Source organism: Hyphomonas sp. UBA4494, assembly GCF_002388935.1.
Lineage (GTDB): Bacteria > Pseudomonadota > Alphaproteobacteria > Caulobacterales > Hyphomonadaceae > Hyphomonas.
This window is the reverse complement of record NZ_DGNK01000026.1, coordinates 50,129-63,532: the sequence shown is the minus strand read 5'-3', so window position 1 is coordinate 63,532 and position 13,404 is coordinate 50,129. Positions and strand designations below refer to the sequence as shown.

General features: G+C 55.3%; 13 protein-coding genes. 6 read left to right on the top strand and 7 right to left on the bottom strand.

The genetic code is table 11. The features are described from left to right. Positions 1-540, bottom strand: a complete 540-nt coding sequence (locus B2P82_RS10065; protein ID WP_290496930.1) for a histidine phosphatase family protein — start codon at positions 538-540, stop codon at positions 1-3. 370 nt (positions 541-910) lie between these two features. Here B2P82_RS10065 and B2P82_RS10060 point away from each other — a divergent pair, with 370 nt between their 5' ends. Both B2P82_RS10060 and glnA read left to right on the top strand, forming a co-directional pair. Next, entirely contained in the window at positions 911-1,249 is a 339-nt protein-coding gene (locus B2P82_RS10060) for a P-II family nitrogen regulator (RefSeq protein ID WP_027837435.1), read from the top strand. A gap of 58 nt (positions 1,250-1,307) precedes the next feature. Continuing rightward, positions 1,308-2,711, top strand: a complete 1,404-nt coding sequence (gene glnA, locus B2P82_RS10055; RefSeq protein WP_034812366.1) for a type I glutamate--ammonia ligase — start codon at positions 1,308-1,310, stop codon at positions 2,709-2,711. Between the two features lie 246 nt (positions 2,712-2,957). Here the strand turns inward: glnA and clpX are convergent, their stop codons facing one another. The 4 genes from clpX to B2P82_RS10035 all read right to left on the bottom strand — a co-directional run bounded on the left by clpX (position 2,958) and on the right by B2P82_RS10035 (position 6,590). Further along, positions 2,958-4,220 carry an ATP-dependent Clp protease ATP-binding subunit ClpX gene (clpX, locus tag B2P82_RS10050; RefSeq protein ID WP_034812364.1) on the bottom strand — a complete coding sequence of 421 codons (1,263 nt, stop codon included), beginning with the start codon at positions 4,218-4,220 and terminating at the stop codon, positions 2,958-2,960. 126 nt (positions 4,221-4,346) lie between these two features. Beyond that, positions 4,347-4,970, bottom strand: a complete 624-nt coding sequence (locus tag B2P82_RS10045) for an ATP-dependent Clp protease proteolytic subunit (protein ID WP_206990472.1) — start codon at positions 4,968-4,970, stop codon at positions 4,347-4,349. 112 nt (positions 4,971-5,082) lie between these two features. After that, the gene (locus tag B2P82_RS10040; RefSeq protein ID WP_290496929.1) at positions 5,083-6,141 is read right to left on the bottom strand and encodes an alpha/beta fold hydrolase; all 1,059 of its coding nucleotides are present in this window, start codon (positions 6,139-6,141) and stop codon (positions 5,083-5,085) included. Then, a complete protein-coding gene (locus B2P82_RS10035; protein ID WP_233347579.1) occupies positions 6,060-6,590 on the bottom strand; it encodes a uracil-DNA glycosylase family protein in 531 nt (176 codons plus the stop codon). Before B2P82_RS10035 ends, B2P82_RS10040 begins: the two co-directional genes overlap by 82 nt. A gap of 114 nt (positions 6,591-6,704) precedes the next feature. Between B2P82_RS10035 and B2P82_RS10030 the strand changes: the two genes are divergently transcribed. The 4 genes from B2P82_RS10030 (at position 6,705) to B2P82_RS10015 (ending at position 11,381) form a co-directional block, all read left to right on the top strand. Then, positions 6,705-7,598, top strand: a complete 894-nt coding sequence (locus B2P82_RS10030; RefSeq protein ID WP_349679742.1) for a pirin family protein — start codon at positions 6,705-6,707, stop codon at positions 7,596-7,598. Between the two features lie 96 nt (positions 7,599-7,694). Further along, on the top strand, positions 7,695-9,434 hold the full coding sequence (locus tag B2P82_RS10025; RefSeq protein WP_290496928.1) for a M28 family metallopeptidase: 1,740 nt from the start codon (positions 7,695-7,697) through the stop codon (positions 9,432-9,434). 171 nt (positions 9,435-9,605) lie between these two features. Next, positions 9,606-10,289 carry a 23S rRNA (adenine(2030)-N(6))-methyltransferase RlmJ gene (rlmJ, locus tag B2P82_RS10020; protein WP_290496927.1) on the top strand — a complete coding sequence of 228 codons (684 nt, stop codon included), beginning with the start codon at positions 9,606-9,608 and terminating at the stop codon, positions 10,287-10,289. A 6-nt stretch (positions 10,290-10,295) separates the two neighbouring features. After that, the gene (locus B2P82_RS10015; RefSeq protein WP_290496926.1) at positions 10,296-11,381 is read left to right on the top strand and encodes a slr1591 family oxidoreductase; all 1,086 of its coding nucleotides are present in this window, start codon (positions 10,296-10,298) and stop codon (positions 11,379-11,381) included. Here the strand turns inward: B2P82_RS10015 and B2P82_RS10010 are convergent. After that, positions 11,372-12,559 (bottom strand): lipid-A-disaccharide synthase, encoded by a 1,188-nt coding sequence (locus tag B2P82_RS10010; protein WP_290496925.1) that lies wholly within the window; start codon positions 12,557-12,559, stop codon positions 11,372-11,374. The genes B2P82_RS10015 and B2P82_RS10010 overlap by 10 nt on opposite strands. Then, a complete protein-coding gene (lpxI, locus tag B2P82_RS10005) occupies positions 12,556-13,398 on the bottom strand; it encodes an LpxI family protein (protein WP_290496924.1) in 843 nt (280 codons plus the stop codon). Before lpxI ends, B2P82_RS10010 begins: the two co-directional genes overlap by 4 nt. Positions 13,399-13,404: the final 6 nt, after the last annotated feature.

The window sequence follows — 13,404 nt, the reverse complement described above, 5'->3', positions numbered from 1 at the left end:
TCATAGCACGCGCGTATCGGATTCGCTGCCCAGCTGCTGAATTTTCAGACCTTCGGCGCTGCGTTCCAGAGTGGTAACTGAGCAATAGGTTGGGCGGAAAACAAGCGTCTCGGCACGTTGCTGAAGCTTGCTGACGACTGCATTGATTGCCACGAAATGTGTGAAGACGACTGTATTGTCGGGAAGGCCTTCCAGGCGAGCGATCATGGCATCTCGCCAGGCACGATGTGTGCTGGCTTCATTTTCCCATGTGCCGCCCATGAAAACGCGCAGCCATTCAACGCGATCGTGTATGTCTTTCGGGGTCGAAATTTCCGACACTTCCTCAATGATACTTGCGGTTAGACCAAGACGTGCCTCCAGCGGGCGCGCCGTCTCGCCGCATCTCTGCATCGGGCTGCTGACAATGTGGCTCACGCCCAGAGCGTGAAGTTCTGTTGCAGCAGATTCGGCCTGACGGTGCCCAAGATCGCTCAAACCCGGGTTGGGATGGTTGCCCCAACTCGCGGCAGCTTCCCCATGACGGACGAGATAGAGCATGAATCCTCCAAAGCCAGCGGCTGTTCCGACTTTCAATAATTGTAAGTCCGATCACCCTTGAGGAAGGGAACCGGTGCGAGATGGTTTCAAACCTGCTTCGCGCAAATATCCAACAGACTCAATCATTCACGCAACGATACTCTAAGGTCGCGCCTTGAACTGCAGCGACGTACGAACAGGCAATTCCTTTGCCGGATCTGCAATATGCATTAGAGGTCAGAAGGTGTTTCGCACAAAATAAGGGCAGCAAAGTCCAAAATTCGATCACGCCCTATCAACCTGATGCTAACTCTCATACTGGGTCTCGCTTCCATCGCAGAAGGCGCATACCCGTTGACTACACGAACCAAACGGCTGGGAGATACGGGCCATGAAGAAAATTGAGGCGATCATCAAACCTTTCAAACTGGATGATGTTAAGGAGGCGCTGCAAGAGATTGGTCTGCAAGGAATGACCGTTGTTGAAGCCAAAGGCTTCGGGCGCCAGCGCGGACACACGGAACTCTACCGCGGTGCGGAGTACGTGGTCGACTTCCTGCCCAAGCTTAAGATTGAAATTGTGCTTGCCGACAGTGCGGTAGAAGGCGCAGTCGACGCGATCAAGAAAGCTGCTCATACTGACAAGATCGGTGACGGCAAAATCTTCATTTCTGACATCACTGATGCGGTAAGAATCCGCACGGGCGAAACAGGCGACGCAGCCCTTTAAGGGCTAGGTCGTCGAATACCAAAAACTACAGAAGCTGTTTACTGGAGGGCAAATTCCAATGGCCGATAACCTGTTGAAACTTATGAAGGATGAGGACGTCCAATACGTCGACCTTCGCTTCACCGACCCTCGCGGGAAGATGCAGCACGTTTCTTTTCACAAGAACATGGTCGAAGATGATTTCTTCACCGAAGGTCAGATGTTCGACGGCTCATCCGTCGCTGGCTGGAAAGCCATCAACGAGTCCGATATGGTGCTGATGCCTGACACCAGCACGGCCATGATTGACCCATTCTTCCAGCAAACCACGCTGGCTGTAATGTGTGATATCCTCGACCCGATCACGGGGCAGGCCTACAATCGCGACCCACGCACAACGGCCAAGAAGGCCGAAGCATATGTGAAGTCGAGCGGCGTGGGCGACACGGTATTCTTTGGCCCCGAAGCTGAGTTCTTTGTGTTCGATGATGTTCGCTGGTCTACTGAGCCCCACAAGACCGGATACAGCTTCGACTCGACCGAACTGCCGGTGAACACCGACAAAGAGTACCCGATGGGCAATATGGGCCATCGCCCAGGACCTAAAGGCGGCTATTTCCCTGTTCCGCCGGTCGACTCCGAACAGGACATGCGCTCTGAAATGCTTTCCGTGATGGCCGACATCGGCCTTGATCCTGAGAAGCATCACCACGAAGTGGCGCCAGCACAGCACGAACTGGGGCTGAAATTCTCGACGCTCACCACGATGGCAGATCGTCTTCAGCTTTATAAATACGTAATCCACAATGTGGCAGCGTCTTACGGCAAGACGGCAACCTTCATGCCGAAGCCGATGTTTGCCGACAACGGGTCCGGTATGCACGTCCACCAGTCTATCTGGTCCGGTGGCAAGCCGCTCTTTGCCGGTGACCAATATGCTGGCTTGTCTGAGCAGTGCCTGTATTACATCGGCGGCATCATCAAGCATGCGCGCGCTCTGAATGCCCTCACCAACCCTTCGACGAACAGCTACAAGCGCCTCGTCCCCGGTTACGAAGCCCCCGTCATGCTCGCCTATTCTGCGCGCAACCGGTCTGCCTCAATCCGTATTCCGTTCGGTTCCAATCCGAAAGCAAAGCGTATCGAAACACGCTTCCCGGACCCTACGGCAAACCCGTACCTGGCCTTCGCCGCCCTGCTCATGGCTGGTCTTGATGGTATCGAAAACAAGATCCATCCGGGCGACGCCATGGATAAAGACCTTTACGATCTGCCGCCTGAAGAGGCGAAATCGATCCCGCAAGTGTGCGGCTCACTGCGAGAAGCGCTTGCAGCGCTCGACGCAGACCGTACATTCCTTACCAAGGGCGGCGTGTTCGATGACGACCAGATCGATGCTTATATTGAGCTGAAGATGGAAGAGAACATGCGCTATGAACTCCACCCACATCCGGTGGAATTCGACATGTACTACAAGGTCTAGGGGCCTGTTCTCTCTCTCCTCTAACCCTTGTAGAGGCCGGTATCGCAAGGTACCGGCCTCTTCTTTATCCAGCTTTGGAACCTCACAGAAAACCGAACTACACTCGGCAGAAAAGCCTCGAGCGGCTCCCGAGCGTCGAGGACTGGGCCTCTAACTGCATTTTCTGTTGTGCCAATATTCCGGCCTGAAACCAAAAACGCCCCGACCATTTGGACGGGGCGCTTGAATATTGGATCTGTATTTGAATCAGCCAGCTTCCGGCTGACTCTTCTTGGCGTGGACGTAGAGTGGCTCGGCATTGCCCTCGACCACTTCGCCATTGATAACGACCTCTTCCACACCACGCAGGTTTGGCAGCTCGAACATCGTGTCGAGCAGGATACCTTCCATGATCGAACGCAGTCCGCGTGCACCCGTCTTCCGGGCGATAGCGCGACGAGCAACGGCTGTCAGAGCCTCTGGCGTGAAGTTGAGTTCAACGCTCTCCATGTCGAACAGCTTCTGATACTGTTTCAGCAAAGCATTCTTGGGCTCTGTGAGGATCTTGATCAGCGCAGACTCGTCCAGGTCTTCCAGTGTCGCGATGACTGGCAAACGCCCGATGAACTCCGGGATCAAGCCAAAGCGCTGTAGATCTTCGGGCTCAGTGTTACGAAGGATTTCGCCAACCCCCCGCTCTTCCGATTCCTTCAACGAGGCGCCGAAACCGATGGAGGCACCATCTCCGCGTGACGCAATGATCTTGTCGAGCCCGGCAAAGGCACCACCGCAGATGAACAGGATATTGGTCGTGTCCACTTGCAGGAATTCCTGCTGTGGATGCTTGCGACCGCCCTGAGGTGGTACAGCCGCAACCGTACCTTCCATGATCTTGAGGAGTGCCTGCTGAACTCCCTCACCGGACACGTCGCGCGTGATCGATGGATTGTCAGACTTGCGGGAAATCTTGTCGATTTCATCAATATAGACAATGCCGCGCTGGGCACGTTCGACATTGTAATCAGCCGACTGCAGCAGCTTCAGGACAATGTTCTCAACGTCCTCACCAACATAACCAGCTTCCGTCAGCGTTGTTGCGTCAGCCATCGTAAACGGCACATCCAGGATGCGCGCCAATGTCTGAGCCAACAGTGTCTTGCCGCAGCCGGTTGGCCCGACCAGCAGGATATTGGATTTGGACAGCTCGACGCCGTCTGTTTTTCCAGCATGTGAGAGGCGTTTGTAGTGATTGTGCACGGCAACCGAAAGAATCCGCTTCGCATGCACCTGACCGATGACATAGTCATCCAGCACATCGCAGATTTCCTGCGGTGTCGGGACGCCTTCGCGAGACCGGACCATTGAGGTCTTGTTCTCTTCGCGAATAATGTCCATGCAGAGTTCAACGCATTCATCGCAGATGAACACGGTCGGGCCGGCAATCAGCTTCTTCACTTCATGCTGGCTTTTTCCACAAAACGAACAATAGAGAGTGTTCTTGGAATCGCCTGAGCCATTTTGTTTAGTCATGCCATCCTCAATGCCGGGTAAGGCTTAATTTCGTCTTTAAGACGTCGCGCGTTGTGTACTATTGAAACAATAGGGTTATCAGCCTGCCCTGCAAGAGGCAGGCCGCAATGACGTGGGAGAGGCCCCCTATTTATCATCCTCGGCCGTCCGGCGCTCGAAGACCTTGTCCACAATGCCAAATTCCTTGGCCTCTTCTGCGGTCAGAAACGTATCCCGATCCAGCTTCCGCTCGATCACATCATATTCCTGGCCCGTGTGGCGGACATAGATATTGTTGAGACGGCGTTTCAATTCGATGATTTCTTCGGCGTGGCGCTCAATATCGGTTGCGACACCCTGATATCCACCGGAAGGCTGGTGAAGCATCACGCGCGCATTCGGCAGCGCGATACGCATACCCTTTTCGCCAGCCGCAAGCAGAAGCGACCCCATGGAGGCGGCCTGACCAATACACACCGTGGAAATGGGGCATCGAATATACTGCATCGTGTCATAGATCGCGAGGCCAGAGGAAACATATCCGCCGGGGCTGTTGATATACATTGCGATATCTTTTTTCGGATTTTCCGACTCAAGAAAGAGCAATTGCGAGGTGATCAGGGCAGCCATGCTGTCATCGATGCCGCCCGTAACGAAGATGATCCGCTCTTTCAGCAGGCGCGAGAAGATGTCGAAAGCCCGCTCGCCGCGGCTCGTCTGCTCCACAACCATGGGAACAAGGTTGAGCGCTGTCTGGAAAGAAGTCGTCATGAATTGGGCCTTGATGGTTTCTCAAAGGAATCTTTACTGCACAGAAGTGGCAGAGAGACGTATATTTGTCTACGCGTGCATCACTGCAAGAGGTATTCCGCTGTGGAAACAGTTAGCGGAACGGCCACTCTGATGAACGACTTGGTAGATCGGCGTCCGGATGTTGCATGAAAGCGAGATAATCGGCGTGCACGGTTTCAGCCTGCAGATCACGCAACAGCATATGGTACCCCTTTTCATAATAGACCGTCCGAACATGCGCGGGCAGGAAATTCGCTGATCGCTCAACGCCATGTGGGGGGATGACATAATCGTTCGCACCATAGGAAATCAACACGGGCAAATCGACTGGAAGGTCAGCGATTCTGTCATGAGCTGACTCCATCAGTGAGACGACTCCATAAACCTGATCAATTCGGTTTTCCCGCAACATCAGGGGGTTGGCCCAGGTCTCCCGGAGCATATCGATATTATCGCTTGGTTCGATGCGTACAAAGCGCGCTGGTGGTCGAACGATCCAGCCGGGATTGGTGTGAGCCGACATCCATAGGCTGGCTCGGTAGAGTGGGTTCATCGCGCCCCAACCGCGCAAGCCCGGACCCGATGCGATCAATCGGTCTGCGTCAGGGGGTGTGTCTGAGCCGAACGCCGAAATGGCCACGGCGGCGCCCATGGATATGCCGACAACCGTGATGGTTGCATCGGGATGAGCGCGCCGCGCCACGGCAACAGCCGTGCGGAGATCTTGTCGCATCAATTCCTCATCCGGCCACAGCCCCCTGCCCGGCGAGCGTCCAAAACCCCTCTGATCATAAGCATATGTCACCACGCCATGCTCAGCCCAGTAAGGCGCCGCCATATGGAAGGCATTGGCGAAATCGTTCATGCCATGCACGCCGACAACCACATGTTCTGGCTCGTGGTCAGTCTGCGAAGCCCAGAAGGTTAGACCGAGTTCTGCGCCGTCATGAGAAATGAATGCGTCCCGTTCAGGCAGAAACTGTGGAACGGGGTTGGTAACATTGGCAAGTGCGCCAGCCGTGACGGGATGAACGCACCCCGAGAGCAGGAAGGTCGCGTAAAGAATTATCAGCGCGCCAAAGCCCCACGCACTTCGGCGCGCAATGAGGGCAAGACCTCTCGTTCGAACCAGGGGTTGCGTTCTAGCCAAGACGTGTTTCTCCAACTCGGATGCGGTAATGTGAATATTCGCTCACTTGCATACTCCTTCCAGCATCGAACGGTTTCAGTCAAGCTGGATTTGCGACGTGCGCCCAGGTGCCAAGCCTGCGCATGGGCACCGATGAGCAAGGTCACTTTAGTGTTCGTCAACAGGTCGAGCGTTTGCGTTCGCCAGGTCTGGGCGCAAATCCGCATGGGCGGGCGGTCCCCACCATTTCGGTCATATCCGGGAAAGCAGAAGCCCATTGGCAGGATGGCGACCATTCCGGGATCATAAAAATCTTGCTCAGATATCTGCATCCAGTCGCGAAGCCGCGATCCCGACGGATCTTTGAAGGGCACACCAGAGCGATCAGCCTTGTTGCCTGGTGCCTGACTCGCAATGAGAATGCGCGCACCGGAATGCAGTTGAAGAATCGGGTTCGGCTGGCGATCCATCTGGCCTTCGCACAGACGGCAAGCCCGAATTTTTTCGAGTTGTGTTTTCAAATGGAGAGACATGGCGTTTCATACAGTTTCTAACTGTGTCCTGATTGCAGAAGGCCCGAGCCGATGCCCATATCCCGCATTATTGCCCCCCGTATGCATGATCTCGGAGCCGGTTTTCTGGTCCGAAGAATTCTTCCATTTCACGCCCACAAATCTGTGGGGCCTTTCGTGTTCTTCGATCACTTCGGTCCGACTGAATATCCGCCGGGCTCGACATTTGACGTTCGCCCTCACCCACATATCGGTCTTGCGACCGTCACCTTCCTTTTTGATGGTGCGATCCGACATCGGGATTCACTCGGTACCGACTTGGTGATAGAGCCCGGCGCCGTCAATTGGATGACGGCAGGGCGAGGCATTGTTCATTCGGAGCGCACTCCAGATACTCAGCGCGAGAACGGGCAAAACTTGCACGGCCTTCAGACCTGGGTTGCCCTGCCCAGGGATGAGGAGGACAGCGCGCCCACCTTTGTCCACCATAGTGCCGATACTCTACCGGAGTTCCTAGTGGACAATGTGACTGTCAAAATACTTGCCGGGACTGCATGGGACAAAACATCACCCGTTTCGTTTCCATGGCCGATCATTTACGTCGCTCTCGAAGCAACATCCGAATCCGAAATTGTCCTGCCTGGCGATCTCGCTCTGGAGCGCGCCCTCTATGTGGTGACGGGCGAAGCCAAAGTCGGTGATACGATAATAGGCGTTGGCCGTATGGCTGTGCTTGAACCGAATGTGGATGTGCCGGTTGTTATGGCTCCTGGCACAAAAGCGGTTATCTGCGGCGGCGCACCAATGGAATCACCGCGAAAGATCAACTGGAATTTCGTCTCAAGCGAGCCCGAAAAAATAGCCATAGCCAGGGCGGACTGGACTGCCGCAATGCGGGCTGGAGGCACGGCAAGATTTCCTGCGGTTCCGGGTGATGAGGATGAGTGGATTCCCCTTCCCTCGTGATTCTGGGGCCAGATTTCTGGTGAACCCCTTCCTTGCTGATTGATATCGCTCGTGCCAGATCATGGTCAACAAGAGTCTTTGACGGGGAATACAAAAATGAAGCGACTACTCATTTCGGCATCCGTGCTGACGCTCGCGGCCTGCGGCGCCCAAGAAACCGCGACTGACACACCGACCGTACCGGAGCCTGAAACATCATCGGAATTGTTGATGCCGCTGCCAGATCAGACCAGTGCGGATATTACAGCGGATGACCTCGCAGTTCGCATCAAGACCCTTGCCGACGACACATTCGAAGGCCGCGGTCCGGGGACCGAGGCTGGTGAAGCGTCGGCCGACTGGATTGCGGCTGAGATGCAGCGCATCGGTCTGACGCCTGCGGGAGACGATGGAAGCTTTTTCCAGACTGTCAAAATGGTGAACCAAACGGTCGACACGGGCGCCTCATACTTCAAGCTTACCACACCCGATGGTACGGAGCTGCCGATGACGCCAAAGGAAGACGTCGTTTTCTGGACCAAGCGCCAAAATACCAATGAGCTGAGCTTTGATCCCACCGACGTTGTTTTCGTAGGATATGGCTCTGTCGCTCCGGAATATGAGTGGAACGATTACGCGGATCAGGATTTCACCGGTAAAACCGTCGTCATGCTTGTCAACGACCCCGGATTTGCAACCGGTGACCCAGACCTCTTCAAGGGCAAGTCCATGACCTATTATGGGCGCTGGACATACAAGTTCGAAGAAGCGGCAAGACAAGGCGCGACTGCCGCTATTGTCATTCACGAGACCGAACCAGCCTCATACGGCTGGGACGTTGTGTCTAACTCGTGGAGCGGTGCGCAGTCCGATCTCGTGCGTGCTGATGGCGGTGCCGAGCGTACAATGCTCGAAGGCTGGATTACACGAGACACGGCCGAGTCCATGTTTGCCAGCGCAGGCCTCGATCTGGAGACACTGAAACAACAGGCGAAATCAAAAGACTTCGAACCTGTCGCGCTAGACGGAATAAAGGCGAGTGGAAAGATTTCGCAAGCCATCGAACAGCTTGAAAGCCGGAACGTTGTCGGAAAACTCCCAGGGGCAACCGCGCCGGATGAATACATGCTGTACACAGCACACTGGGACCACCTCGGAAAGAAGTCTGAAGAAAAGACCGGCGCGCCGGGCGAGGATTTCTATCAGGACCAGATATTCAACGGCGCCGTCGACAATGCGACCGGATCTGCCGCGCTTCTCGAGATTGCAGAAGCCATGGCAAGCGAAGAACTCGAGCGGTCGGCCCTTTTCCTGTCTGTGACGCTCGAAGAATCCGGTTTGCTTGGTTCGGCCTATTATGCCGAAAACCCGTTGGTGCCCCATCGCCAAGTCGTTGCGGGTATCAACATGGATGGTGCGCTGCCGATCGGCCGGACCAAGGACATGGTAGTTGTCGGATACGGCGCGTCCGAGCTCGAGGACATGTTGAAAGATGTGCTCGACGAGCAAGGCCGCGTGATCAAGCCGGATGCCAAACCCGAAGCCGGCTATTTCTATCGCTCGGACCATATCTCCCTAGCCAAGAAGGGCGTGCCCATGTTGTACGCCGATGGCGGTCAGGACAAGGTCGATGGTGGTGTGGCTGCAGGCAAGGCAGCCGCGGCGGTCTACACGGCTGAGCGCTATCACAAGCCAATGGATGAGTATTCGGAAGATTGGGATCTGTCCGGCTTTACCGAAGACATCCAGGCGCTTTGCCAGGTTGGCCTACAGATTGCCCAATCTGATGAATGGCCCACATGGTATGCGGGCAACGAGTTCGAATCTGTTCGCAAGAAGAGCCTGGAACAAGACTAAACGATCGTCCCCGCCCTGTTCGGCGGGGACTTTTTCCTGAATGGAATGACCTGACGCATGCTTTCGTATCAACACGGATTTCACGCGGGAAACCGCGCGGACGTAGTCAAGCACGCGGTCTTGCACTCGGTGTGCCGTCACCTGACACAGCGTAATGATCGCATTCTCTATGTGGAAACACATTCAGGTCGAGGACGATACGATCTTGAAGGCCCGCAGGCGCGAAAAGGAGATGAGGCCGGGGACGGCATTCTCTCCATGTTGGAGGGGCAGTCTCCTAAACCGCTTCGATCATGGGTCGAGTTCGTTGAGACGGCTGGTATCAATAGCTACCCCGGCTCTCCCGCTCATGCGCAGACCCTACTGCCTACGGATACTCGCTACGTGTTATTCGAAAAGCATCCAGCTGAATACGAAGCCTTGAATTATGCCATCGGTGATGACGACCGTATTCAGATCAAAAAAGCGGATGGATACGCCAGCGCGCTGAAACTGTCTCCCAGAAGCGGTGAAACCATGGTCTGTCTGGTCGATCCGAGTTACGAAACAAGTCGCGATATTGATGCGTTGGCGCTGTGGACTCCCAAAGCCCTGAAGCGATGGCCAAAGGCAGTGTTGATGCTTTGGCTACCATTGTTTCGTGATGGTCGTGAGAGCGAGTTTGGCGAGTATCTGACGACGCTCGGCGACTGCAAGGTTTACGGGGCGCGCTGGCCGGTCGATGCATTGCAGGAAACGGCCCTCGAAGGCTCCGCCATGGTTGTTTTCAATGGACCGAGGACGGCGGATGCTGAATGTGCCGCTATCGCAACTGCGCTCCAGTCATGGTGGTCAGACAAGCCGTTGGGAGCCTGAACGGCCATGCGATGCGATGTGCTTCTGATAGGCGGCGGACACGCACACATCACAGCGCTTCGCTGGCTCAAGAAACACCCCTGCCCGCACATGAAATTCAAGCTGGTGAACCCACGGGCCTACGCCGTCTATAGTGGCATGGTGCCTGGCTTTGTTGTGGGACATTTTGACCGAAGCGAAGTGGAGGTTGATCTGAACCGCTTATGTGTCGAAGCCGGGGTTGATATTGTCTATGATTCAATCGTTGATTTTGATCCGGTCGGGAAAACTGCGACCGGCGAAACGGGTGCATCCTATTCCTTCACTCAGGCGTCTATCAATGTCGGGATCGTGTCTGCGCCCGTAAGCCTCTCAGAAAAGAAAGGCAACCTGGCCGTAAAGCCGATGTCGCATTTCGTTGAAGCGTGGCAACAGGATTCAGGTAATCTCTCCAAAGGGGTTGCAATCATTGGAGGTGGCCTCGGCGGTGTTGAGCTTGCGCTAGCTGTTCGGCACAAGATGAACGCATGCCGCCTCCCTACATCCACCCCTTTGGCAATCGTGGATCGGTCGGAAATACTTTCATCAAGTACGCCATCATTGAGGCAGGCGCTACGCAAGCGCCTGAACGCGGCTAGCGTAACGATTATTGAAAACGCACAAGTGCGCGCGCATGAGAATGGCTGCCTGATGTTGGATTCTGGACAGTCCCTGACTGCACAACTGGTTTTATGGACTACTGGTGCCCGCGCGCCTGGCTGGCTGGAAGAATCAGGACTTGAGACGAGTGGCGGATTTCCAGTCATAAATTCATGCCTGCAGTCGATCTCACATCCAGACATTTTCATTTCAGGCGATGTGGCTTCTCTTCAAAAGGGTCACATACCCAAAGCAGGCGTGTATGCCGTGCGGCAAGGACCCGTCCTCATGCAGAATCTGATCGCGAAGCTGAGCGGCGCGCCTTTACAGAATTATGATCCGCAGAAGGATTACCTCAAACTTGTCAGCCTTGGGGCGCGTGCCGCAATAGCTGAAAAATGGGGTCACACAATTCAGTTTCCAGGTCTGTGGGGGCTCAAGACCCTGATCGACCGATCATTTGTTCAGGACTGAAGCGAGATGGATCCTGCAGACCGTGCTGCCGCCTCATCCAGAATGACGCCTGCCGCAATTTCGCTAGCATCCCTATCGCCTTCTTTCATCCGATCAAGCGCAGTTCGTTGCCGATCTAACTGTGCTGACAGTTTATCTGGATCAGTCAACCAATCCTGCGCCGCGGCAGCGATAAGGTCAGACTTAAGCCGGGTCTGAACAAATTCCGGCACGACTTCCTGATCATCGCTCACAATGTTGAGCAATGTAATATGGGTTTTACTGTAAAGCAGGCCGCGCGCCAACGCCCATGTGATCCATCCCGTCTTATACGCCACGATCATGGGCGTGTCCTGCATGGCAAGTTCCGTGGTCACTGTTCCAGAGCAAGCAAGCGCCAGATCTGCCGCTGCCATTGCGTCATATCGTGCGCCGGGATCGCTCGAGACAATCGACCATGACTCGATGGCAGGAAATTCCTCTCGGAATTGGGTGGCGACGTTGGACGCCGGCATGAAGACGATGTTGCGATCTGGGGCGTTCGATTTCAGCGCTTTGGCTGCGCTCACCAGTTCGGGAGCGACGCGCTTGATTTCGCTGGGTCTACTACCGGGCAACACAAGAACAAGTTGGGCGTCCTCGGATATATTCCGGCCCGCGCGAAAGCCGGATCCATTGCCTTGAACATGACGGGAAATGGCAGGATTGCCTATCACTGTGGTTTTCAGCCCGAAGGGCTCGTAAAATGGAACCTCGAGATCATGAATGCACAAAAGATGGTCGACCACAGAAGCCAGAGTCTTCGCCCGACCGGGCCGGGTCGCCCAGACTTGCGGTCCCACCAGCTTTACCAGCCGAATATCCGGTGCGCGCAACCGGACACGTTGAGCAACCCTCAGCATGAACCCCCAGGAGTCGACAAGAACAACAACGTCTGGGTCATCCGCGATGATGGCGTCGGCTGCTGAATCGGCGAGTCGAACAACATCGCCATACGCTCTGAGACCTTCGACGAATCCAAGGATCGACAGTGGACTGATATCAATTGCCGATTCAATTCCGACGGATGCCAGTTCACTGCCACCTATGCCGGAAATATGAACGTCCGGATCTCGACTGCGGATATCTTCAACAACTTCCCTCGCCAACAAGTCGCCAGATGTTTCGGCAGCGACCATATATATGCGCGGCGCGCTCACCGCCCTGTCTCTGGAGCAAAACCATAGATGAATATGCCGAGTTCCTCAGCGCGCTCGATCATCTTGCGGCGGTTGAGCAGCAGAGCGCCTCCCGCTTCTATTGCGAGGCCAGCGAGCCCTGCAGCGGCAACCTTCTCCACCGTCGAGACACCCGTGGTAGGCAGATCGATCCGGAGTTCCTGCGCGGGCTTTGGCCGTTTGACGAGAACGCCTTTCCGGCTCAAGGCTGACCCTCGGATTTCCTCTGGCAGAGCCGCGCAGCGATCCAGCATCGCATCAGTACCTTCCTGGGCTTCAACAGCCAAAACAAGCCCGTTGCAGACGACCGATCCCTGTCCGATATCAAGCGCACCCGTCGCAGACGCGACACGCGCAGCATGTTCTATGTCAAGAAATTCTTCTTCAGTCGGCTGATGACCTGCGATGACCCCCTCCGGCGCCAGCAATTGCTTATGCGCCTCGTGGCTGCCGAGAACTTTGAAGCCCTGCTTCTCGAACTCATTCACCAAGACACGCAGCAACGCATCGTCGCCCTTCTTGGCGGCAGACAACACTTTAGGGAGAAGGGTCACGCCTTTCACATCCAGTTTCAGATTGCTGAAATCTGGACGTTTGACGATGCCGGCAAATACAACTTCCTCACACCCCGCAGATTTCAGCTTTTTCAGTATTCCACCGACTTCACCCAGACCTATGGCTTCCCCCGGAAACCTGGCCAGTGCCGGATCATCAAAGCCCTTCAGGCGGAGCACATAGGCACCCTGCCCTTCCTCAATGGCATTCTCTGCGATGGCAACTGGTAGGTCGCCCAGTCCTGCGATGATACCGAGTGGAGCCATTACATC